This window comes from Nocardia terpenica (assembly GCF_013186535.1).
GTDB classification, from domain to species: domain Bacteria; phylum Actinomycetota; class Actinomycetes; order Mycobacteriales; family Mycobacteriaceae; genus Nocardia; species Nocardia terpenica.
Genome location: NZ_JABMCZ010000003.1, coordinates 1,206,300 through 1,229,407 on the forward strand (window position 1 = coordinate 1,206,300; position 23,108 = coordinate 1,229,407).

The window sequence follows — 23,108 nt, forward strand, 5'->3', positions numbered from 1 at the left end:
CCCTTCTGAGGATAGGCCCAGCCCCGACCCGATGTCCCAGGGCGGCATCCGCGGGCCGTCGTACCTCCCGCCCCAGCTCGGCCATGGCTCATCGGACAGACCCAGCCTCATAGGTGACGACCCGTCCATCAGTGAGAATATTCCTTTGCTTCCAGGTGGTGCTGCCCACAGTCCCCCGGTCCCGCTCGCCACAGCCGCGCGTACGCGCCGTCGGCAGCCAACAATTCGCTGTGCGAGCCGATTTCGCTGATGCGGCCGTGCTCGACCACCGCGATCCGATCCGCGCGCGCCGCCGTCGCCAGCCGATGCGCGACGATGACCGAGCTGCGGCCGCGGGTCATGGCACTGCTCGCCGCCAGCACCTTCTCCTCGCTGTCCGGATCCAGGACGGCGGTGGCCTCGTCCAGCAGCAGCAGATCCGGGTCGACGAGTTCGGCACGGGCCAGCGCGATCAGCTGCCGCTGCCCCGCCGACAGCCCGCGCCCACCCTCACCGACCGGCTGCCGCATCCCCCGCGGCAGCCCGGCGATCATGTCCAGCGCCCCGACCGCCGCGGCGGCCCCCGCGATCTCCGCCCGGGACGCACCGGGCCTCCCGAACGCGATATTGGCCGCGACATCCCCGCTGGACAGGTGCGCCTCCTGCGGCACCACACCCAGCCGCCCCCGATAGTCCGCCAGCCGGTAATCCCGCACATCCACACCATCGACCCGAATCGCATCATCATGTTCCCGGTGTGCTTTCGGCCGGGATCCCTCGTCTCGCGGCAGGTCGTACAGTCGTGCGAGCAACTTCACAATCGTCGACTTCCCCGCGCCCGTCGGGCCCACCAGGGCGAGGCTGGCGCCGGGCGGGATGTGTAGTGAAATGTCCTCGAGCGCAGGTTTTCTCGCGTCCGGGTAGCGGAAGTGCACGGTATCGAAGGACACGTCGCCGCGGAGCCGGTCGAGCTCGGCGGCGTCCGGCGGGTCGGGGGCGATCGAGGACGGGGTGCGCAGCAGCGCCTCGATGCGCCGCAGTCCCACCCGGGCCTGCTGGTATCCGTCGAAGACCTGCGACAGCTGCAGGATCGGGCTGAACAGCAGGCTCAGGTAGAGCACGAACGCGACCAGGGTGCCCGCCGTGGTGGAACCGTGAGCAACATCACGGGCGCCGACGTACACCACGGCCGCCTGCGCCAGGTCCGCCCACGCGATGACGAAGGCGAAGAACAGCGCGATCGCCCGCTGCGCCCGCATCCGGGCGACGCGATACCGGTCGGAGTAGTCGGCGAAGCGCCGGGCCGCGTGCTCCTCGTGCCGGTACGCCTGGGTGGTGCGCAGCCCGGCCACGTTCTCCTGAAAGTCGGCGTTCACGGTGGCGACTCGCTCGCGGGAGGCCGAATACGCGGCCGCGGCCACCTTCCGGAACACCATGGTCGCCACGATCAGCGGCGGCAGCGTCGCCAGCACCGTCAACGCCAGCCCGGCATTGATCACCAGCAGCGCCACCGCGATCCCGACCGCGGTGATGATGCTGATCAGCGCGCTGGTGAGCCCCGTCTGCAGGAAGGTCGACAGCGCGTCGATGTCGGTGGTCATCCGGGTCATGATCCGGCCGGACAGTTCCCGCTCGTAGTAGTCGAGCCCGAGCCGCTGCAGATGCGCGTAGCTGCGCACCCGCAGCCCGTACAGCAGCCGCTCGCCGCCACGCGCCGACAGCAGCGTCCCGAGCGCCTCGTCCACCCAGCTGAGCAGCGTGAGCACCAGCCCGCCCAGCGCCGCCGCGGCCAGCGCCCGCGAATTACCCTCGCCCACACCGTGATCGAGCGCGTACCGGGTCAGCGCCGGAAATCCCACGCCGATGGCCGCGTCCACCGCCAGCAGCGTCACCACCGCCAGCAGCAACCACCGCACCGGCCGCAGTATCCCCGCCAGCCGGAAGTTCGGCTCCGGCCGCTCGAGCTCGACCTCGTCCAGCCCGGGCGCCTCGCCCGCCGCGGGCAGCCGCCTCAGTTCCCGCCGGATCTCCTCCGGCACATCCGGGTCCTCGGCATCCGACACCTGCCGCGCGGCAACGGTTTTCGCGTCGTCCGCCGCATCGTCGAGGTGGCCGTCGGCGCCGAGCCAGGGATCGTCCGCGCCGGTCGTCTCCGGTGCGGGCAGCCGGATCACCCGGTCGGCGTGGGCGAGGGTGGATTCGCGGTGGGCCAGGATGAGCGTGGTGCGGGCGCCGCCCGCGGGGAGGGCGTCGAAGATGGCGGCCTCGGTGACGGCGTCGACCGCGGAGGTGGCGTCGTCGAGGACCAGGATGCGCGGGTCGGCGAGCAGCGCGCGGGCCAGGGCGAGGCGCTGGCGCTGCCCGCCGGACAGGGTCAGGCCGCGCTCGCCGACGACGGTGTCGTATCCGTCGGGCAGGTCCCGGATGAACTCGTCGGCCGCGGCGGCCTTGGCGACCGTGCGGATCTCGTCGTCGGTGGCCTCGGGACGGCCGAGCGCGATATTGGCGGCGATGGTGTCGGAGAACAGGAACGGCTCGTCGAACACGACCCCGATCGCCGCGCGCAGCTCGGCGGTCCGCAGGTCGGCGAGGTCCACCTCGGAGTCGGTGCCGCGCAGCAGGATTCGCCCGGAGTCGGGGGAGTGCAGGCGCGGAAGCAGCAGGGCCAGCGTGGATTTGCCGGATCCGGCGGGGCCGATGATCGCGACCGTCTCGCCCGGCCGCATCGTCAGGTCGAAGTCCCGCAGCACCGGCCGGTCCGGGTCGAATCCGAAGGTGACCGAACGCATCTCGATCCCCAGCGGTCCGTCCGGCAGCGGCTGCGGGCGCGGCGGATCGATGGTCTCGGGCGCCTCGTTGATGACCTGGAACACCCGCTCGGCGGCGGCGCGGGTCAGCTGCGCCATCACCACCAGGTTCGACACGACCCGGGTGCTCGACGACAGCATGGTCACATACGCCGCGAAGGCGAGGAAGGTGCCGATCCCGATCACGCCGTGCAGCGCCAGCAGGCCGCCGAGCCCGATCACCGCCACCAGGCCGATCTGCGGAATCGCGGCCACCGTCGGCGCGAAGCGAGAGTCGATGCGCGCGGCCCGCATTCGCTCGGCGTACAGCCGCCGCCCGTGCCCCTCCAGCAGGTGGACCATCCGGGCCTCCTGCCCGAACCCCTTCACCACCCGCACCCCGGTGACCGTCTCCTCCACGTGCTGGGCGAGGTCGGCGGCCCGCTGCTGCGCCGACCAGGTCGCCGCGTGCAGCAGCGGCCGGGTCCGGTACACCACCAGCGCCAGCGTCGGCACGGTCAGCAGCGCGACCAGCGCCAGCAGCGGCGACAGCACCAGCATCACCACCGCGGCCATGCCGAACAGCAGCAGCGACATGGCCGACAGCGGCGTCATCGTCAGCAGGCCCTGCACCAGTTGCAGATCGGAGATCGAGCGCGACACCACCTGGCCGGTGCGCAATGTGTCCTGCCCGGGGCCGTCGTAGCGGTGCAGCGCGGTCAGCAGGTTCACGCGCAGTTCGTGCTGGATGTCGAGGGCGAGCCGCCCCGCCAGGAAGCGCCGCCCGTAGGAGGTCGCGAACCGCACCACCGCCAGCAGCGCCAGGATCGCGGCCATGCCCGTGATGGCGTGCAGATCGCCCGCCCGGGCGCTGTCCAGTGCCTGCTTGGCCGCCAGCGGCACCACCACCTCGGCCACCGCGCCGACCACCACCGTGGCGATCACGCCCGTGGTCAGCCGAGGGTGTGCGCGACACGCGCCCCACAGCCGTGCGATCCAGCCGGGGCCGCCGTCGCGACCTTCGATCTCCCTCACCTCGTTCGACGGTACTCCGTGCGAACGATCGACCGCCGTGTTCTAGTGGTTCGCCCAGTGCTCGAACGCCCGCCGCACGTCCTCTGGGGACGCGGCGATCGCCTCGGCGTCGGGGGTGGCCTCGGTGACGCGCGGCAGGTGCGCGACCAGATCGAAGGCGTCGAGCGGGCGCACCGGGTAATAGTTCGGACCCAGGCGCTGTTCGGTGGCGGCCCGCACGGCGGCGGTGTCCGCTGCGGACAGGGTGCGCAGGTCGGTCAGGAACGGTTCGTCGTGCGAGGCGTGCATGAGCGCGTCGAGGCTGCCGGGCCGCGGCGGTTCCAGGTCGGTGAACAGGGTGCCCGTGTAGAAGTCGCTGCCGGAGTTCAGGGTTCGGCCCGAGCCCGAGGTCGCGCCGATGACCAGGTAGTCGTCGCCGAGCCGGTCGGCGAGGTGCATGCCCAGCGGGGTGGCCGGTTCCATGCCGCGTGCGTAGACGGTGGTCTGCCGGTGAACGTGACCGTTGTGCGCCGCCACCAGGATTCGGCCCTCCCGACGCAGGACCCAGTCGACGGTATCGGCCCGGGCGGCGTCGCGCATCGACAGCAGTTCCCGCCGATCACCGCGAATCAGGGTGCGCGCGAACGCATCCAGGGTGATCGTGAGTTGCAGCGCGCGGCCGTAGTCCTCGGCCGAGGTGTGCCGCGCGTAGTCCAGGCGCAGCGCCGAGAAGCGGGCGGCGGACCCGTACGCGGACGCGGTCGGCTACCGCCAGGGCATCGTGTGGCTCACGCCCGAGGAGCGACAGGACTGGGTGCGCGAGATGACCGCCGCCCTGAAGGAGAAACTGAGCAAAGGCCCCGGACCCGGCCGCATTCCACACCTGGCGAGCTGGATCATGTTCCCGGCCGAGCCTTCTCGGACCGCTGAGTGACGGGTCGGAGGGCTCAGAGCTCGCGTCGGTGTAGCGACCACCAGGACGCCGCACCGGCGCCCGCGGTCCACAGCAGCAGCACGATGATCGAGGCGGCGCTGGGGGCGAGGAACGCGCTGCCCGGGAAGGAACCGACCATGACCGTGCCGATGGTCGTCGAGCCGGGCAGCAGCACCGCGACGCCGGGTGCGCCGATTCCCTTGGCGATCAACCAGATCAGCGGCTCGGCGATAGCGAGCCAGCCGATCATCGTGGCGACGGCCTGGACCGCGGACCGCAGCAGCAGGCCCAGCGACGCGCCGATCACGCCCCAGCACAGCGCGGCGACCAGGCCGCCACCCAGTACCCCGGTCAGCCGCAGCCCGAATTCGGTTTCGTGCCGGGCCAATCCGAGCAGCACCACCAGCGCGCCGACCTCGGCGACCAGGCCCAGCAGCAGCGAATAGGCCCCGGCGACAGCGAGTTTCGTGCCGAACAGCAGGTCGCGATCCGGGGTGAACAGCGCGGTCAGCGAGATGCTGTCGGTCCGGTACTCGTCGCCGGAGCCGAGCGCGCCGAAGACGGCGGCGGCCGAGATCGCCACCGCCAGTGCCAGATACAGGCCGATGCTCGCGGTCCCGGTCGCCGGTGTGTCCCCCTGCCGCGGGCCGCTGCCGACGGCGGCGGTGACCGCGGCGGCCACCAGACCGACCGCGGCGCACAGCGGTACGAGCAGTCGGCCCGACCGCAGCGTGGTGATCTTGCGGAATTCCGAGGTCGCGGCCCGGCCGATGTCGGCGGGCACCGTCGGGATGATCATGGCGCTCCGTACATGGTCGGGGTGGGTGGGGGAGCGGACCGGGTCAGCGCCGCCAGGACGCGATCCGGGTGCACCGGTTCGGGAATCATCTCGGTGAGCCGCACCTTGGCCAGCGTGGCGGCGGCCTCGATCTCGGTGCGGGAGGCGTCGGCCACCGCCAGGCGGCCGTCGGTGCGCATCACGGTGTCGGTGAAGCCCTGGGCGGCCAGCACGGTGGCCAGCGCGATCGGGCTGGAGGCGGCGACCACCAGGCGGTCGGGATGGCTGCGCCGCAATCGTTTCGGCGTGCCCTGGTAGACCACCGAGCCCGCGCTCAGCACGGTGATCGAGTCGGCGACGGGCAGGATCAGCGACAGGCTCTGCGAGGTGAGCAGGGTGGTGCCGCCGCGGCGGGCGTGCCGACGCAGGTGGTCGCCGAGCCAGCCGCGTTCGGCGGGGTCCAGTCCGGCGAACGGATCGTCGAGCACCAGCACCGGCGGATCGCCCAGCAGCGCGAGTGCCAGCGCCAGCCGGGTGTGCGCGCCCGGCGGCAGCGCCCGCAGCCGGACGTCGGCGACGACGTCGAGCCGGGTCAGCTCGAGCAGCGCGTCGGCGCGGTCGTCGGAAACGCCCGCGGCGGCGGCATAGACGCGCAGCTGGCCGCGCACGGTGCGGTTCGGGTGCAGCCCGCGCGGTTGCAGCATGGACCCGACACCGCGCCCCGAGCCCTCGCCCGGATCATCGATCGCCGCCGTGCCCGCACTGGGCGGCAGCAGGCCCAGCAGCATCCGCACGACAATGCTCTTCCCCGCGCCGACAGGCCCGATCAGCGCGGCCGTACTACCGTGCGGGACAGTGAAATTCACCTCCCGCACGGCATACACGCCGTCGAAGTGCCTACTCAGCCCCGCGACGGAAATAGCGGGCGCCCGCCCCGCACTCATCGCGGCCCGGTCGAATCATTCGGCGCGGGCAGGGGATCCACATCGATGACCATCCCCCGCCTCCCGGCACTCCCGTCCGTCGTCTTCCCGGCACTCCCATCCGTCGTCTTCCCGGCACTCCCGTCCGTTGTCATCCCGGCACTCCCGTCCGTCGTTATCCCGGCATGCTTTTGGCCGGGATCCCACGACAGCGGAGCCGCCCCGAACGCCCCCCGCGCATTGGCGATGACGGTCTTGCCCAGCGACCGGTTGCCGAATCCGCCGATGGCGGCGCCGATTCCGGCGGGAATCACCTTCCCGACCATGAGCACGCTGCGCTTGGCGATGAACTGCACCACGAATCGCTTGAGCAGCGAATCGTTCATTCCGCGAATACCGGGAATCCGGTTGGCCAGCAACGTGCCCCAGTTCTGCGCCGAACGCCCCACGTTCTGCTCGACGATCTGCATTCCGCTCTCGCCGAGCACCACCGCCAGCACCAGGGCGCGGCGGCGCTCGGCGTCCTCGGGCGCGATGCCGTGCACCGCGGCGACGGCGAGGGTGAACACCGCCGACGCCTCCAGGAAGAACGCGGTCTCGGCGCTCATCGCCGCCAGCGAGGCGACGGTGCCGACCCCGGGCACCGCGGCGGTCGCGCCGACGGCGGTGCCGCTGCCGGTGACCGTGGTGAGATACTGCCGCTCCAGCCGGTCGACGATCTGCGCGGGCGACTCCTCCGGATGCGCGCGCCGCAGCCGATCGACGTACTTCGCGACCGCGGGCCCCTGCACCTTCGCCCCGTTGTCCAGCAGCGCCACCACGGCCTTCTCGAACCCGCCCTTGAACATCGGCAAACACCCCTCTCTGTATTGAATTGCGCCGCCTCCGGCGTCGCGGGGTTTGCGGCGCCCTGATGGCTCGTCGTTCGGCGACCGTCCGCTTGCTCCTTCGTCGCATCGCGGACGGCCACCGAACGACGAGCCGCGCCGCAAACCGTTGTGGCCGCCTTCGCACTATATGTACTCGCTCGAGGTGTCGACGGTGGGGTGACTGCCCCCGCCCGCGTAACGAACTGTTGGCTCGCCCGGTTCCGGCGAACGATCTACCGTTGATGCGTGAGTGGAGTCTCCGCGGGCGCGAGGGGTGTGCCCGATCCGCGGCTGCGACCGTACGTGGCCCGCTACGACGGGTATCTGCTGCGCGGGTTCGCCCCCGGTTTCCACGTCGGCATGCCGATGACCTGCCTCACCGTCATCATCACCATCGACGAGCCGGTCGATGTGCCGGTCTCCTCCCATCCCGCGCAGCCGGGCGGTACCTGGGACGCCCTGGCCAGCGGGCTCACCCTGCGGCCGTGCCTGATCGCGCACCGCGGCTACCAGCACGGCATCCAGTTGGCGCTGACCCCGCTGGGGTCGCGGGCGCTGTTCGGGATGCCGGTGGCCGAACTCGGTTCGTGGGTGGTCGACCTGGCCGACCTGCTCGGTGCGCGGGTGGGCGAACTGCGCGAGCGGCTCGCGTCCACGCCGGACTGGTCGGCGCGGTTCGCCGTGCTGGACGAGATCCTGCTGCGCCGGCTCGGCGAGATCGATCCGGACGCGAATCTGGAGCACGCCTGGCGGCTGCTCACCGCGTCCCCGCTGTCGCCGCGGGTGGGTGCGGTGGCCGACGAGATCGGTTGGAGCCGAAGGCATCTGGCCGGGCGCTTCACCGCCGAATTCGGTATCTCCCCCAAGGATGCCGCCCGGCTGGCCCGGTTCGAGGCCTCGCACCGGATGCTGCGCCGCACCGGCCCCACCATCGCGAGCGTCGCGGCCGCCACCGGCTATTACGACCAGGCCCACATGGCCCGGGAGTGGCGCGAACTGGCCGGGATGCCGCCGTCGCAATGGCTCGCCAGCGAAGAGTTCCCATTCGTCCAAGCCCAGGACCGGGCACCCCTGGAAGGCTCGCACACATGAGCGAAGAAACCGCAACCACCAGTTCCACCCGCACCTCGACGCCGATCTGGCCCACCTTCGTCTACCGCGACGCCGCGGCCGCGATCGACTTCCTGATCCGCGCCTTCGGTTTCACCGAACTGGCCCGCTACACCGACGGCGACGTCATCGCGCACGCCGAACTCGCCTGGCCGGGCGGCGGCGGCATCATGCTCGGCCAGCAGCGCCCCGACATGGCCCTGCACGACCACCCCGCCGGAACCGGCTCGACCTACATCGTCGTAGACGACCCCGACGGCCTCTACCACCGCGCCAAATCCGCAGGCGCCACCATCACCCGCGAACCCGTAGACCAGGACTACGGCTCCCGAGAATTCACCTGCCGCGACCCCGAAGGCGCCTACTGGACCTTCGGCACCTACGCGGGCGCCACCGGGGAGAAGTGATCCCGGCCAAAAACACGCCGGGGTGACGAATGGTCCGCGTGCTGGGGTGACGAATGGTCCGCGTGCTGGGGTGACGAATGGTCCGCGTGCTGGGGTGACGAATGGTCCGCGTGCTGGGGTGACGAATGGTCCGCGTGCTGGGGTGACGAATGGTCCGCGTGCTGGGGTGACGAATGGTCCGCGTGCCGGGATGGCGAATGGTCCGCGTGCTGGGGTGACGAATGGTCCGCGTGCTGGGGTGACGAATGGTCCGCGTGCCGGGATGGCGAACGGTCCGCGTGCTGGGGTGACGAATGGTCCGCGTGCTGGGGTGACGAATGGTCCGCGTGCCGGGATGGCGAACGGTCCGCGTGCTGGGGTGACGAATGGTCCGCGTGCTGGGGTGACGAATGGTCCGCGTGCCGGGGTGACGAATGGTCCGCGTGCCGGGGTGACGAACGGTCCGCGTGCCGGGGTGACGAACGGTCCGCACGCCGGGATGACAAAGGGTCGGCGTGCCGGGATGGCGAACGTCGGTACGCCGGAATGGCGTTCCGGATGCGTTCGAGCACACCGTCTTTCGTGCGTTAGTTGGGCGTGCGCGTACGTTCCGGCGTGCGAACTGCTGATTTCCCGGCGTGCGAACTGCTGATTTCCCGGCAGGTGAGCTTCTATTTTCCGGCGTGCGAGCCTCTATTTCCCGGCGTGTGAATCTCTATTTTCCCGGCGTGCTTTTGGCCGGGACCCGTTCGGTTTCCTTTGGCGGCGGGGGAGGGGTGCCTTCGCCGAAGGGGGTGCCGGGGAGGGATTCTCGGCCGTGGGGGGTTAGCCAGGGGGAGAGGTCGGGGCCCTTGGGGACTATGCGGGTGGGGTTTATGTCGGCGTGGACCATGTAGTAGTGCTGTTTGATCTGGGTGAAGTCGACCGTGTCGCCGAAGCCGGGGGTTTGGAAGAGGTCGCGGGCGTAGGCCCACAGGACGGGGAGCTCGGTGAGTTTGCTGCGGTTGCATTTGAAGTGGCCGTGGTACACCGGGTCGAAGCGGACCAGCGTGGTGAACAGCCGGACGTCCGCCTCGGTGATGGTGTCGCCCACCAGGTAGCGCCGCGTGGCCAGGCGGTCGGACAACCAGTCCAGCGCGGTGAACAACCGGTCGTAGGCGGCGTCGTAGGCATCCTGGCTGCCCGCGAAACCGCAGCGGTACACGCCATTGTTGACCTCGGTGTACACCCGGCGGTTCACCGCGTCGATCTCCGCGCGTAGCGGCTCCGGATACAGCCGCGGCGCGCCCGGCCGGTGCAATCGCGTCCATTCGGTGGCGAAATCGAGTGTCATCTGCGCGAAGTCGTTGGTGACCACCTGCCCGGTCGCCACCTCCACCAGGGCCGGGACCGTGATCCCGCGCGGATAGCCGGGGAACCGCTTCAGATACGCGTCCCGCAGGAACGCGATGCCCAGCACCGGATCCACCCCGCCCGGATCCAGATCGAATGTCCAGCTGCGCTTGTCGTGCGTCGGCCCGCACAGCCCCAGCGGCAACACATCCTCAAGCCCGAGCAGCCGCCGCACGATGAGGGTGCGATTGGCCCACGGGCAGGCCCGGGCCGCGATCAGCCGGTAGCGCCCCGGCTCGACCGGATATCCGTCGCGCCCGTCGGCGGTGATCCGGGTGGTGATGTAGGTGGTATCGCGCTTGAACTCGCCGGGCTCCACATAGGTGCCGCTCTCGGACGCCGTGCTCACCGCACAAGTTTGACATGTTCCGTATCCCGTCCACGGCACATAGATTCGGATCATGAGCGATGCGAAACCCACCCGCCTGGAACGCACCAGCACCGAGAAGGGCGCCGAACTGGCGGTCCTCACCCTCGACAATCCACCCCTGAACCTGTTCGACAAGGCGCTGCTCGAGTCGCTCGCCGCCGACATCGCCGAGCTCACCGCCGCCCCGCCGCGCGCGGTGCTGCTGCGGGCCGAGGGCAAGGTGGTGTCCGGCGGCGTGGACGTGCACGTCTTCGACGGCCTGTCGGTGGCCGAGGGCGCGCAGCTGTGGCGCACCCTGTTCGAGCGGATCATCCACCCCCTCGAGGCGCTGCCGTGCCCGGTGGTGTTCGCCGCGCACGGCCTGACCCTGACCGCCGCCTTCGAGATCGCCCTCGCCTGCGACATCCTGCTGGCCGGACCGAAGGCGAAGTTCGGCCTGGTGGAGACCGTGGTCGGGCTGACCCCGTCGATGGGCGGCCCGCAGCGGCTGGCCGAGCGCGCCGGGTCGGGCCGCGCCCGCGAGTTCGTCATGACCGGCGATCTCTACGGCGCGGCCACCCTCGCCGAGTGGGGCGTGGTCAACGCGGTGCACGACGATGTCGACGAGGCGGCCCGGGCGCTGGTCGCGCGGCTGGCCGACGGCCCGACCCGGGCGCACGCGGCGACCAAGCAGATCATCGCGGCCTGGCGGTCCGGCGGTGTGGCACATGCGGATTCGGTGACCCCGGAGGTCTCCGGCGAGCTGTTCGGCACCGAGGATCTGCGCGGCGCGGTGCGCAGCTTCCTCGACGTGGGGCCGGGGAAGGCGACCTACACCGGCCGGTGACGGGCGCGGACACGTGCGCCGCCTAGCCACCGAACATGTGAGGTGCGTCATATAGTCACAGGTGCCTGGCGGATCGAGGCACTCGGAGGGACACATGGCGCAGCTGCTCGTCGAATATCCACTGCCGCGAAATCCGTGGTGCGCCAACCCGGTCGCCCGCGGCGCCGACGGCGTGCTGCGCTACGGCAATCTCAACCCGGCGCTCACCGAACTGCTGGACACGCAGGTGCACGCCTTCGCCACCCGTGAGGCCGTGGTCGAGATCGGCGGGCCGCGACTGACCTACCGGGAGCTGTGGCACACCGCCTCGCGCATCGCGGGCGGACTCCAGGAGCACGGCATCGGTTACGGCGACCGGGTCGCGGTGCGGATGCCGGTCGGGGCGCGCTGGGTGCAGGCGTTCCTCGGCGCGCTGCTGTCCGGCGCGGTCCCGGTGCTGGTGCACGACCGACTACCCGAAGCCGTTGCGGCGCAGGTCCTCATCGACAGCGCCGCGGATTTCGTGCTGGACGGCGACGGGCTGCCCGACGGGGCGGCGTTCATCGACGACGGCGCCTCGCTGAGCGAACTGGCCCTGCTCTGCTACACCAGCGGCGGTGTGGGACCGGGGGATTCGGCCCGCCCCAAGGGGGTGGAGCTGACCAACGAGAATCTGCTGTCCGCGATCCGCTCCATGGTCGGCGCGCTCGATCTGCCCACCGACGGGCTGCGCAACCTGGTGCTGCCGCCGCTCGCGCACGCCAGCGGCTGCGTCGATCAGCTGCTGCCGACCTTCGCTGTCGGCGGCACCGTGGTGCTCGCCCCCGATCCGGCGGTGGTCGCGGAAACCATTGTGGCCGAACGGATCGACATGGTGTCGGCGACGCCACGCATCTTCGCCGGTCTGCTGCCCGCGCTGGCCGGTCTGCGCGCCGAGGGCGTGCGGCAGGTGTGCAGCGCCGGGCACCGCGCCGAACTCGCCGCCGCCGACCCCGGCACCGCCGAGGTCGTGCACACGGCCCTGCGCGAGGTCTTCCCGCTGGCGCGCCAGTGGTCGGTGTGGGGCGCCACCGAAACCAGCGGCATCGGCCTGGCCCTGCCCGCGAATGCCGACCGGCCCGCCCGCGACCTGCTCGGATTCCCCTTCGGCGGAACCGAATTGGCCCTGTGGGGCCCGCACGCCGCCGCCGGCCGCGGCGAACTCCTCTGCCGCGGCCCCAACGTCACCCACCGCTACTGGAACGACCCTCAGACCACCGAATCCCGTTTCACCGGAACCTGGTTCCGCACCGGCAACCACGTCAGCATCGACACCGACGGCCTGGTCCACCGAGCCGACTGATGGTCCCGAATCCACCGCGCTGATCCCGGCGTGTCCCTGTTCCCGGCGCGTCTCACCCCTGTCCCCGGCGTGCGTCCCGCCCCTGTCCCCGGCGTGCTTTTGGCCGGGGCCATCAGTCCAGCAGCCGCTGCTTCAACTCGTTGCGCAACTCGTCATGAAGCCCGATGCTCGCGAGGTAGCCCTCGAGGTCGCCGTACACCCGCTGCATGGAATCCGTGCCCGCGCCGAGATATTCGGGGCTGACCCCGAGGACCTCGGGGGGAAGGACCGCGCGCCCACCGGAATTCAGCTCCACGTCGGCGCGCAGGGCGTCGACGGCGTCGTTGCTGCGCAGAAAGTCTTCCAGCACTTCCGATTCCGCGATGCCGACCGCGCGCAGCAGGGTCGCGATGGCCCAGCCGGTGCGGTCCTTGCCCGCCGCGCAGTGCACCAGCACCGCGCCGTCGCCGCGCACGATCGACTCCGCGATCCGGGTGATCGCCACTCCCGCCTCGGGCATGGTGGGGAAGCTGCGGTACACCTGCAGCATCTCCGTCCAGCCGTCGTTGTACACCACCTCGTGCGGCGGCTTGCGACCGATCCCCGAATCGAACGGCGACAGCTCGAGTTCCACGCCCGGCGGTAGCACATCGGCTCCGAGGTATCGGATTTCGTCCGGTCCGCGCAGATCGTGGACCGTCGCCACGCCGACGCCCCGCAGGCGATCCTTGCCCGTGCAGTCGAGCCGGCACAGATGCGCCGACCGCATCAGCACCCCGCTGCGCAGTCGGCTACCACTCGAGGTGTGCAAGCCGCCGACATCGCGGTAGTTGAAGGAACCGGAGAGCAGGTACTGGTCGGGTCGCGCGGCTGTCACAGATCAAGGCTATCGGCCGATCGGTATCACCGAGGTGTCGTTCTCCGATCGAACCAGCGAAACCCGAGTGGCGCGATGGTACCGGTCGGCGTGTGTGTTCCGACACACCGATTCGGTGTCGTGACCTGCGCGCATATAGACTCTTTGTCCGGTTTCGGAGACGATCCGACGGGTTGCTGCCGAGGTGGCCGCCGGTATCCAGCGAGTCGCTGCCTGATACCGAAGGAGTAACAAAACATTCTTTCAGTACGGAATAGCCCGCTTAACCTGGTCTACCTCCCCGTAAACCCTCTACCATTGATAAATGTTGAACGGGTGACCGGGTTGGTGCTCGGGGCGATCATCGAAGATCTGCCGCCCGTCGGAGCCGCGCAGGCGAGGTGCGCGCGCTCTTTGCCCGAGGGAGTCGTCGTTGAGCGCAGGTACAAGTGGTAGACAGATGATCGAGGCCAGACCGCACCCGGCAGTGGTGGGGGCGGTCGAGCAGGCAGCGGCCGCGCTCGATTACGGCGGTACGCGAGCCCTGCGGGTCCTGCTGCACGCCGGGGTCAGCGCGCTGTGGCCGGCCATCAAGGCCGCGCCCGAGCGGCAGGTCCGCACCTACGAATCGACCATCGCGGCGCTGCGTCGCCGCTGGGATCGGCGGACCGGGACCGAATGCGTGGCCGATCCGGACGTCTCGGCCGTATTCCACGATCTGGACGCCGACGTCGCCGCGTTCTTGAAGTTGTGCGCCGAGCGCTCGCACACCGAGTGGCTGGAGCCGATCGAGGCGGTCGCGGCCTACTCGGTGGCGGTGATGCAGGGGACCGTGCTGCGCTGGCTGGCCGATTGCGATGACGAGACCACGCTGGTCGTGCTGGACGACCTGGTCTCGAGCCTGTCCACCAAGGCGGTGGAGCGTTAGTCCTGGACGGATGACCAGGACCGTGGTTCAGTGGATCGTGTGACAGTCGTGTCGCCGATCGCCGGTCTGCACGCGGCCACCGCGGATCTCGATCCGCCGCTCGCCGCGCTCGACCTGGCTGCCCTGCGTGCCAATGCCGCCGACCTGGTCCGCCGTGCCCGCGGTGTGCCGATCCGGGTGGCGAGCAAATCCGTGCGCTGCCGCGCCGTGCTCGAGGAGGTCCTCGGCGCCGATCTCACCGCCGCCGGCGGCTTCGCGGGCATCATGTCCTACTCCCTGCCGGAGGCGATCTGGCTGGTGCGCCAGGGCGCGCGCGACGTGCTGCTCGGCTATCCCAGCGTGCACCGCGCGGCGCTGGCCGAGCTCGGCGGCGACGACACCCTGCGCGAGTCGATCACGCTCATGGTCGACGATGTCGCGCAGTTGGATCTGCTCGAGACCGCCGTCGGCAGCGACCGGGTGCGGCCGCGGGTGTGCCTGGACGTGGATGCGTCGCTGCGCATCGGACCGCTGCATCTGGGCGTGCGCCGGTCGCCGCTGCGCTCGCCGGAGCAGGCCGCGGAGCTGGCCCGGGTCGCGACCGAGCGTGGCTTCGAGGTGGTCGGCGTGATGACCTACGAGGCGCAGATCGCCGGTCTGCCGGACACGAATCCCGCGGTGCGCCTGGTGAAACGGGCCTCGGCGGCGGAGATCGGCAGGCGCCGCGGGCAGGTGCTGGACGCGGTGCGGTCGGTGGTCGGCGAATTGCGGATCGTCAATTCCGGTGGCAGCGGTTCGGTCGAGGTCAGCGTGTCCGCGCCCGAGGTCACCGAGGTCACCGCGGGCTCGGGCCTGTACGTGCCCACGCTGTTCGACGGCTACCGCTCCTTCACCCCCCGCCCCGCCCTGTTCTTCGCCCTGCCGGTGCTGCGCCGCCCCGCGCGGGGAATCGTCACCGCCTTCGCGGGCGGCTACATCGCCTCCGGCCCGGCCGGTTGGTCCCGGGTCCCGAAGCCGGTGTGGCCCACGGGGTTACAGCTGATCCGTACCGAAGGCACGGGCGAGGTACAGACCCCACTGACCGGCGCGAAGGAACTCGAGATCGGCGACCGAGTGTGGTTCCGGCACGCCAAAGCCGGTGAATTGTGCGAGCGCTTCAACGAGCTTCACCTGGTCGACCCCGACGGCACCCGCACCACCGTGCCGACGTACCGCGGCGAGGGGCGAAACTTCGGGTAGCACAACCAGACTCGACGGCCCACCATCGCGGCGTGCCTTCCTTCCCTTGGTCCCGGCGCACCTTCCCTTTGGTCCCCGCGTACCTTCCCTTGGTCCCGGCGCACCTTCCCTTTGGTCCCCGCGTACCTTTCTTTGGTCCCGGCGCACCTTTCCTGTGATCCCGGCATGCTTTTGGCCGGGATCTCACCGAGGATTCCGGCCAAAAGCGCGCCGGAATCACGAGGTGGGGGAGCTGCCCGCCAACTCCAGGAATGCCGCGAGATCGCTGAGTTGCTGGGCGTTTTCGGGCAGATACTCGGTCAGCAGGGGCGAGTGTACGACCAGCGCCGTCCACATGGCCCGCGAGACCGCCGTGGTCAGCCAGTGCCGGGACAGCAGGGCGTCGATGCCGTGCGGGGCGTCGGCGGGGACGGAGGTGGCCAGCGAGACCAGGACCACCGCCGCCTCGCGGCCCTGCATGCGCTCGGCGGTGCCGACCACGACATCGTCGATTCGCGCCCGCGACAACAGGGTTCGGATGCGCGCCACCTGCGCGTGATACGGCGTCACCACGAGAATGTCGTGCGGGTGCAGCCGCCGCGTGACCGCGCCCTGCCGCCACGACAGGCCCAGCAGCGCCCGCACCCGGCGCACGATCTCGCGGGCCTCCTCCGCGGATTCGGTGCGGTTGCCGTGATGTTCGACGGGGATCATCCGCACGCCCGGCGGGATGCCCTCGAGATCGCGTGCGAGCGTGACGGTTTCGGTCGACCGCAGCCGATTGTCGTAGCGCAGCCGCGACACCGGCCCGCACAGCTGCGGATGCATCCGCCAGGTGCGGTCCAGGAAGTACCCGAATTCCCGTGGCAGCGTGGGCGCGTCGCCGACCAGTCGGCCCAGCACCGATTCGTGCACCGGCTCCGGATGCGCCCCGCAGCCCGGCAGCGGCGCGGGATCGCCGAGCAGCAGCAGATTGCGCGCGCTGCCCGCCGCCGCCACCGCATCGGCCAGCGCCAGGTGCCCGGCGTCGGCGATCACCAGCAGGTCCAGGCTGCCCGCCGCGATCCGCTCGGCGTCCGCGAAATCCCCCGGCACACCGCCGATCACGCAGCCGTTGACCGCATTGTCGAGGAAGCGCGGATAGCGGGCGGGATCGATGGCCAGCCATTCCGGCGCGACCGCGCGCACCTCGGACTTGGCCACCAGCTCCGGCAGCACACCCACCCGCACCACCGCGTCGAGCACCTCCTCGACCGCCGCGTGCAGCTGCGCGACCACGCCCACCCGCCACCGGTAGCGGGTCACCAGCCGCTCGATCACCCGGGCGCTGGCGTCGTTCTTGCCGGTACCGGACGGACCCTGCACCGCGACATAGGAATTGTCCAGATCGAGTACCGCGGCGGTGACGGCGGCGGCGTGGTCGCCGAACACCTCGGGCAGCGCCGCGGCGGAGCGCAGCCGCGGCGGGCGGCGGCAGAGCAGATCGAACACTGCCGTCCCGGGAATCTCCGGCAGGCTCACCAGCAGCTGATGCGCCGCGAATTCTAGTGCGGCCGAGACGTTCTCGTCGTCGTCGGGCGGGCCCGGCACGATCGCGACCGGCAGTTCGTCGTAGGGGGCGCAGCCGTCGGGCAGCAGCTCCTGCACCCGCACGGTGTCGTCGAAATTGTCGTCCTGCGAACAGCCGAGGATGGTGGCGCGCGCGACGGCCCGGCGGCCCGGCGCGGCGACCATGCCCGGCACCGGTCGGTCGTAGAGGGTGAGCACGGGGGTGCCCGGCGGCGGCGCGCCGCCGGTGCCGAGCCGCCCGGTCAGCTTGAGGTAGCGGCGCATCGGGCCCTCGCCCGGGCTGTGCCACTTGGTGTCCACGGTGCCCCAGTCGGCGACCAGAACGCCCGGGGTGTCGGCCCATTCGGTGATCGGCCGGTGCAGGCGGTCGGTGTGCGCCCAGTACAGCGGGCGGCGTTCGCGCCGGTGATAGCCGAGGACGGCGCCGGTCTGCGCGGCGGCCTCCCGCGCGGCGGTGCGGAGATCGCCGGAAAGCTCTCGGTCGTAGGCGAATTCGCGCAGCGCGGCCTCGACGGCCGACGGGGATTCCGGGGCGATGTCGCGCGCGGCCGGTGCCGGGCGCACCCGGTGCTCGGCCGCCAGCGCCCGCAGCCGGTCGCGCAGGCGCAGCGTGTGCGCGCAATCCGCCTCCAGCGCATCGTCTTCGGCGCCCGGCCCGGTGCCGAGCACGGTCACCAGTTCGGTGAGGCCGTAGGACCGTTCGCCGATCATCACCGCCGAGCGCACGATCGGGTACAGGTCGACCAGCGCGCCGATCAGGTCGTCGGCGATGTCGTCGTCGGCGCCGCACTGGGCGCACAGCTGGGCCAGCAGTTCCCGGGTGGGTGCGCGGTAGTGGTAGATGCGCAGGTCCGGGTGTCGCTCCTGGCGGTCCACGAGGTATTCCAGCAGCGCGGCCGGATCGCGGTGAATATCGAAGGCGTGGAACAGGATCGCCGGATCGTCGGCGTCGTCGCAGGGATGCGCGGGCGGCACGCCGACGCCGACCACATCGACCGGGGTGCCGCCGGTCGCCAGGAAGACGTCCCCGGAGGAGGGGGCGGGCAGCGCCCCGAGCGCGGCGGCGTCGGTCACGACATACACCGGCTCGCCGGTGCGCTCGCGGTGCAGCTGTAACTCGGCCTGCCGCCGCAGCACCGAGAACACATGCGCCGCAACGCCGGTCACCGCGGCGTCGGCCTTGGCCAACCGGTCCACGGTGGTGATCCCGGCGTCGCGCAGCTGTGCCCGCACCGCCGGGCGCATGCCCGCGACCAGCCGCAGATCGCGTCCCACCGTCAGTTCCGCCGTGCAGGTCGCGCACCGCCCACACGCCAGATAGCGCCGATCACCCCACTGCACCGGCAGCAGTTCGTCCTGCTTGGCCTCGAGCACGGCCGCCACCCGCCGCCGCCGCGCCGCCTGCACGACGGCCGCGTCGCCCAGCTCGAACTCCTCGGCGCCGTCGGGCCGCCAGATCAGGACCCGGTCGTCGACTCGAATCCCATTGCGCCGCAGGATATCCGCACATGCGGCCAGCTCGATCAACGTCGCGATGGGCGCGCTCTCGGCGTCGACCGCGCACAGGGTGTAGCCGCCTTCGTCCCGCGACGCTCGCCCGTCGGCCGCCCGCGACCCGACTCCGCTCGGCGAATCGCTGTCCGCCGCGTGCCCGATGACCTCCGCCGGATCGGTTGCGTCGGCGGTGATCATGGTCTCGTCCGGCTCGGTCGCCGCCGGGTCCGCGGTGATCGTCTCCTCGGCGGCCGCCGGTCGATCGACGTGCTGCCGGGGAGCATTGGCGGCGAGGACGGCGGTGCGGGTGAGGGCGTCGACGGAGGCGCGCAGGGCGTCGCCGTCGATAATGCCGGAGACGGGGGAGGGGGATGCCGTTGCCGGATCGGCCCCGGAACTTGTTGCGGACCGATCGGTTCTGTTTGCGTTGCCGCCTCGCGCCAGCATGTCCGCGCGCACCACGGCCGCACACGACGCAAAGAAGCTGCCGTCGAAGACGGTCGGTGTGGCGACGGCGTCGGCTCCGCCGCGCAGGGCCGTCAGGGTCTGCTCGTGGGCGGCCGCCAAGGCCGCCACGGTCTCGGCCGGGGTACCGGAGCGAGGCGGGGCGATATCGATCGGCTCGGCGCCGAGCCGGGCGCGCAGCTCGGCCGATAGCCCCGCATCCTCGGTCCGGGACGGGGGTACGGCAGGACCACTGCCGATCGGAGCCACGAGTCCGAGTTCGGCATCGAGCGCGCGCAACAGCGCGAACTCACAGCGTGCCGCGGACACCAGATCACCGGTGCTGCACACGACACGATCACCGAACAGAATCAATCGCGGCCCTCCTGCGTCTCGGGACACCCGCACCCGGTCGGCGCATCCATGCAGCCGAGTCGCGCAACAGCGTAATCAGTCGAGGCCCGGCGGCGTGGCGTGAGGGGGGCGTGTCGTGGTTCGGTGCGAGCGTCGTCCTCGACACGCGGGTGAGGCGGGGCACACCCCCATAACAAGGAGGGACGGTGCGACGACGGTCTCGGTAGGGTCGGCACCGACACCCGCGAAGGGAGCGACCGTGCAGAACGGACAACCCAGCCGTACCGCGCTGAGCGCGGCCCGCTACCGCGCGGATCATCAGGACCTGGAGGGCGGCCGCATCTTTCGCGACCCGCTGGCGCGCGCCATTGTCGGCGACACCGAACCGGGCGGCGCGACCATGCCCGAGGAGATGCGGCGGCGCATGCGCCTGTTCATCGCCGCGCGCTCGCGCTACGCCGAGGACGCCCTGGCTTACGCGGTGGCGCGCGGCACCACGCAGGCGATCGTCCTCGGCGCCGGACTGGACACCCTCGGCTACCGAAACCCGCATCCGGATCTACGGGTGTACGAGATCGACCATCCCGACACCCAGGCGTGGAAACGCCAGCGGCTGGCCGCGGCCGGTATCGCTGTTCCGGCGTCGGTCACCTACGCGCCCACCGATTTCGAGCACGGGAATCTCGACACCGCCCTGGCCGCCACCTCGTTCGATCGGTCCCGCCCGGCCTTCGTGATCTGGTTGGGTGTCTCGATCTACCTAACCCGCGCCGCCGTTGCCGAGACCCTGCACCGAATCGGACGGCTGGCCGTGAACACCCGGGTGGTCCTCGACTACTCCGAGCCGGTATCCGATCTGAGCCCCGAGATACAGGCCGTGGTGGAGCAGCGCAAACGGCAGCTGGCCGCGATCGGGGAGAGCTGGATCAGCTATTTCACCCCTGCGGAGATGGCGGATCTGATGCACGATAACGGCTTCCGGATCGAGGAGGACGTGCCCGGGTCCATGCTCGCGGCGCGTTACCTGAGTGTCGAGGTCGGCGTCCGGGCCGGTGGCCCCCACCTGATCCGGGCGCGCGTCCCCGCCTGATCTCGATCTTTCCCCGCACACGATGTTCACCGCTGCGCCGCAAGGATTAGTGATGTCCTCGCTACGGCGCTGAGAGATTAGTGGTATGCCGTTTTTCGAGGGTGGCCGGGGTCGGCTGCACTACCGACGATGGCCGGTGCAGTCGCCGGGCGCGGTGGTGACGCTGCTCCCGGGTACCGGGCAGAACACCGTGCACTATCACCGATTCGCCCGCGCGCTGACCGCCGTGGGCATCGAGACCTGGGGGCTGGACACCTCCGGACAGGGCCTGAGCGAAGGGGATCCGGACACACCGGGCACCGTCGACGAGCTCGCGGTCGACGCGCAGGCACTGATCGATCTGGTCCGTCTCGAACACATCGAACCCCCGATGTTCGTGGCCGGACACTCCCTGGGCGCGGCCACCGCCCTCATCGCCATGCCGCACTGCGCGGGCCTGATCCTCACCGGCACCCCGCGACAGATCGTCCCCCTCGTCCCCCTGCTGCCCCGCACCATGCCCGCCTTGGTCATGCACGGCAAGGACGATCGCCGCGCCCCGATCGATCCGATTCGGGACTGGACCGCGCGCCAACAATCGGTAGTGTTGTTTCGCGAATACGCCGATGCCGGGCACGATCTGCTGCACGAGCCGGTGCGAACACAGGTCACGGCCGATATCGTCGAGTGGATCCGGAACCGCGTCGCCTATCCTGTGCGACACGGAAAGTGGGCACGAGAAAGGGGGACCGGTGCAATCACAAGAAGCCGGGGATCTGCGTAGCGATGTCGCAGCCCTGTCGCAGGCGGTCGACGACGGCGATCTGTGGATCGACGGCGTGCTCGTCACCGACGGCACACACGAACGCTGCGCCCGCCGCTACGAGGCGCTCGCCGATCAAGTCGAACAGCAGATCCGGACGCTCGCCCCGGCCGGATCGCTCCCGGGCTTCGGCGGTTTCGAGTCCGGCCAGGCGCTGCGCCGCGGGTTCGAGGGCAAGGCCACCGACGCGCTGCAGCACCTGCAGGAGTACGCCGACGCCGCCCGCCAACTCGCCCGGACACTGCGCGCCGCCGGCGCCGCCTACGCCCAGCACGACGCCGACATCGCCGCCGCCCTCGGCAAGGTCGGCGCGGACACCGTGGCGGCGGGCCATGCATAAGATCAGCGGCAGCGGGCACAAGCGCGGCACCCCGCACACCGATCCCGACTACGCGCCGACGGTCGAGGTCTTCGACCACCTGCCCTACGCCGACATCTACCGCGGTGTGGCACAGCTCAATCCGGAGGTGCTGACCGCCGGTCGGCAGGCGTGGCACGCGTCCTCCGCCGGGCTCGCCGAGGCGGTGCAGCAGGCGCACGCCGAGATCCGCGGCGCGATCGCCGACGGCTGGCGCGGTACCGCGGCGCAGCTCGCGGGCGAGGCGGTGCAGGCGTTCGAGGAACTCGGCCAGCATCTTTCGGATGTGATGGGCGTGGTCGGCGAGCGGCTCGGCCAGGCCAACGACGCGGCCGAGACGCTGCGGTCGGCGGTGTCGCAGCCGGTGTCCTCCGGCGAGCCGGACCTCGAGGGCGCGCTGCTCGACCCCAAGCGGGCCGCCGCCAATGTGACCGTGCAGAAGGCCGCCGAGAGCCTGCGCCAGGACGTGGTGCGGGTGATGAATTCGGTGTACGCCGGTATCTTCCTGCCGACCGGCAGCAATGTGCCCGCCTTCCACGACGGCGGCATGTACCCGAATCCGCCGACCGGCGCGGACAATTCGGGCGGAACCGCCCCCGGCGGCGGCTCGGCCGACGCGCTGCCCTCCGGCGTGCGCGGCGACGACCGGGTGCGGCCGACCGATCAGGTCACCGCCGCGGCGCCGCAGGCCGAGGCGGCCCGGCAGGGCGGCGAGGCCGCGCAAACCGGTACGGGCGGCGACGATTCCGGCTCCACCGCCCCCGCGGCGGTGACCGCCCCGGCCGCGACCGATGCCGCGGTCCCGGCCGCCCCCGCTCCGGCCGCCGCGGCCCCGATGCCGCCGCATGTCGCGCCCGCCGCGGCGAATATCGTTGCCCCGCACAACGACCGCATCGTCTCGGAGCCGACGGGCGGGCAGCCGCGGCCCGGAGCCGCCGCGCCGAGCGCGGTACCCGGCGTCGCCGCGACCGTGCCCGGCGTCACCGCCGCCGCGCAGAGCGCCGGTGGGCAGGGCACCGCCACCCATGCGGCCAGTGCCGACGGTCAGCGCAAGAAGGACGAGCACGCTCCGCAGGCCGATCCGTCCGACACCGTCACCGGCATGGGTGCGGGCGTCGTCGGTGGCCTGGCCGGGGGCGCCTTCGCCGCCACCGACACGACCCGGTCCGCCGCGCGGAAGCCGCTGCCGCCCCAGCAGTTCGAGGACGACGAGGACGAGGACTACTACCCGGATTTCGACGAGCCCACCTTCCTGGAACCGGCCGACCCCGGCACCGAACTGGTCGGTCAGTTCGCGCCGACCACGCCACCGGTGCTGGGCGAATGGGTCGAGGATGCCTGATTCCGAG

18 protein-coding genes are annotated in these 23,108 nt (G+C 71.1%); 10 read left to right on the forward strand and 8 right to left on the reverse strand.

What is annotated here, in order from left to right; genetic code table 11:
* Positions 1 to 128 precede the first annotated feature (128 nt).
* The 5 genes from HPY32_RS27190 to HPY32_RS27210 all read right to left on the reverse strand — a co-directional run bounded on the left by HPY32_RS27190 (position 129) and on the right by HPY32_RS27210 (position 7,262).
* A complete protein-coding gene (locus tag HPY32_RS27190; RefSeq protein ID WP_067576994.1) occupies positions 129 to 3,800 on the reverse strand; it encodes an ABC transporter ATP-binding protein in 3,672 nt (1,223 codons plus the stop codon).
* Positions 3,801 to 3,842: 42 nt separating this feature from the next.
* The gene (locus HPY32_RS27195; RefSeq protein WP_082870433.1) at positions 3,843 to 4,502 is read right to left on the reverse strand and encodes an erythromycin esterase family protein; all 660 of its coding nucleotides are present in this window, start codon (positions 4,500 to 4,502) and stop codon (positions 3,843 to 3,845) included.
* Positions 4,503 to 4,726: 224 nt separating this feature from the next.
* Positions 4,727 to 5,512, reverse strand: a complete 786-nt coding sequence (locus tag HPY32_RS27200) for an ABC transporter permease (protein ID WP_082870434.1) — start codon at positions 5,510 to 5,512, stop codon at positions 4,727 to 4,729.
* A complete protein-coding gene (locus HPY32_RS27205; protein ID WP_067576998.1) occupies positions 5,509 to 6,435 on the reverse strand; it encodes an ATP-binding cassette domain-containing protein in 927 nt (308 codons plus the stop codon). The genes HPY32_RS27200 and HPY32_RS27205 overlap by 4 nt, the downstream gene beginning before the upstream one ends.
* The gene (locus HPY32_RS27210; RefSeq protein ID WP_231951256.1) at positions 6,432 to 7,262 is read right to left on the reverse strand and encodes a hypothetical protein; all 831 of its coding nucleotides are present in this window, start codon (positions 7,260 to 7,262) and stop codon (positions 6,432 to 6,434) included. The genes HPY32_RS27205 and HPY32_RS27210 overlap by 4 nt, the downstream gene beginning before the upstream one ends.
* Before the next feature lie 267 nt (positions 7,263 to 7,529).
* On the opposite strand from HPY32_RS27210, the gene HPY32_RS27215 reads away from it, so the two are divergent.
* Both HPY32_RS27215 and HPY32_RS27220 read left to right on the forward strand, forming a co-directional pair.
* Positions 7,530 to 8,375, forward strand: coding sequence for a helix-turn-helix domain-containing protein (locus HPY32_RS27215; RefSeq protein WP_067577002.1), 846 nt, complete (start codon positions 7,530 to 7,532; stop codon positions 8,373 to 8,375).
* Positions 8,372 to 8,800, forward strand: a complete 429-nt coding sequence (locus HPY32_RS27220; protein WP_067577004.1) for a VOC family protein — start codon at positions 8,372 to 8,374, stop codon at positions 8,798 to 8,800. The genes HPY32_RS27215 and HPY32_RS27220 overlap by 4 nt, the downstream gene beginning before the upstream one ends.
* A gap of 694 nt (positions 8,801 to 9,494) precedes the next feature.
* Here HPY32_RS27220 and HPY32_RS27225 read toward each other — a convergent pair.
* Entirely contained in the window at positions 9,495 to 10,520 is a 1,026-nt protein-coding gene (locus tag HPY32_RS27225) for a glutathione S-transferase family protein (RefSeq protein WP_309247549.1), read from the reverse strand.
* 52 nt (positions 10,521 to 10,572) lie between these two features.
* Between HPY32_RS27225 and HPY32_RS27230 the strand changes: the two genes are divergently transcribed.
* Together HPY32_RS27230 and HPY32_RS27235 are read left to right on the forward strand one after the other, a co-directional pair.
* Positions 10,573 to 11,367, forward strand: coding sequence for an enoyl-CoA hydratase/isomerase family protein (locus tag HPY32_RS27230; protein ID WP_067577006.1), 795 nt, complete (start codon positions 10,573 to 10,575; stop codon positions 11,365 to 11,367).
* Positions 11,368 to 11,461: 94 nt separating this feature from the next.
* The gene (locus HPY32_RS27235) at positions 11,462 to 12,688 is read left to right on the forward strand and encodes a class I adenylate-forming enzyme family protein (RefSeq protein ID WP_067577008.1); all 1,227 of its coding nucleotides are present in this window, start codon (positions 11,462 to 11,464) and stop codon (positions 12,686 to 12,688) included.
* A gap of 112 nt (positions 12,689 to 12,800) precedes the next feature.
* Here the strand turns inward: HPY32_RS27235 and HPY32_RS27240 are convergent, their stop codons facing one another.
* On the reverse strand, positions 12,801 to 13,544 hold the full coding sequence (locus HPY32_RS27240; protein WP_067577010.1) for a tyrosine-protein phosphatase: 744 nt from the start codon (positions 13,542 to 13,544) through the stop codon (positions 12,801 to 12,803).
* 439 nt (positions 13,545 to 13,983) lie between these two features.
* Between HPY32_RS27240 and HPY32_RS27245 the strand changes: the two genes are divergently transcribed.
* Both HPY32_RS27245 and HPY32_RS27250 read left to right on the forward strand, forming a co-directional pair.
* Positions 13,984 to 14,451 carry a TetR family transcriptional regulator gene (locus tag HPY32_RS27245; protein WP_067577012.1) on the forward strand — a complete coding sequence of 156 codons (468 nt, stop codon included), beginning with the start codon at positions 13,984 to 13,986 and terminating at the stop codon, positions 14,449 to 14,451.
* Positions 14,452 to 14,499: 48 nt separating this feature from the next.
* Positions 14,500 to 15,669 carry an amino acid deaminase/aldolase gene (locus HPY32_RS27250; RefSeq protein ID WP_373686692.1) on the forward strand — a complete coding sequence of 390 codons (1,170 nt, stop codon included), beginning with the start codon at positions 14,500 to 14,502 and terminating at the stop codon, positions 15,667 to 15,669.
* 216 nt (positions 15,670 to 15,885) lie between these two features.
* Here the strand turns inward: HPY32_RS27250 and HPY32_RS27255 are convergent, their stop codons facing one another.
* The gene (locus tag HPY32_RS27255; RefSeq protein WP_067577016.1) at positions 15,886 to 19,530 is read right to left on the reverse strand and encodes a bifunctional RecB family nuclease/DEAD/DEAH box helicase; all 3,645 of its coding nucleotides are present in this window, start codon (positions 19,528 to 19,530) and stop codon (positions 15,886 to 15,888) included.
* Positions 19,531 to 19,768: 238 nt separating this feature from the next.
* Between HPY32_RS27255 and HPY32_RS27260 the strand changes: the two genes are divergently transcribed.
* From HPY32_RS27260 to HPY32_RS27275, 4 genes are all read left to right on the forward strand, one after another.
* Positions 19,769 to 20,599 carry a class I SAM-dependent methyltransferase gene (locus HPY32_RS27260; RefSeq protein ID WP_067577018.1) on the forward strand — a complete coding sequence of 277 codons (831 nt, stop codon included), beginning with the start codon at positions 19,769 to 19,771 and terminating at the stop codon, positions 20,597 to 20,599.
* Positions 20,600 to 20,684: 85 nt separating this feature from the next.
* Positions 20,685 to 21,362 (forward strand): alpha/beta hydrolase, encoded by a 678-nt coding sequence (locus HPY32_RS27265; protein ID WP_067577020.1) that lies wholly within the window; start codon positions 20,685 to 20,687, stop codon positions 21,360 to 21,362.
* Positions 21,331 to 21,741 (forward strand): hypothetical protein, encoded by a 411-nt coding sequence (locus HPY32_RS27270; RefSeq protein WP_067577022.1) that lies wholly within the window; start codon positions 21,331 to 21,333, stop codon positions 21,739 to 21,741. The genes HPY32_RS27265 and HPY32_RS27270 overlap by 32 nt, the downstream gene beginning before the upstream one ends.
* Positions 21,734 to 23,101, forward strand: a complete 1,368-nt coding sequence (locus HPY32_RS27275) for a WXG100 family type VII secretion target (protein WP_067577024.1) — start codon at positions 21,734 to 21,736, stop codon at positions 23,099 to 23,101. The genes HPY32_RS27270 and HPY32_RS27275 overlap by 8 nt, the downstream gene beginning before the upstream one ends.
* The last annotated feature ends 7 nt before the right edge of the window (positions 23,102 to 23,108 follow it).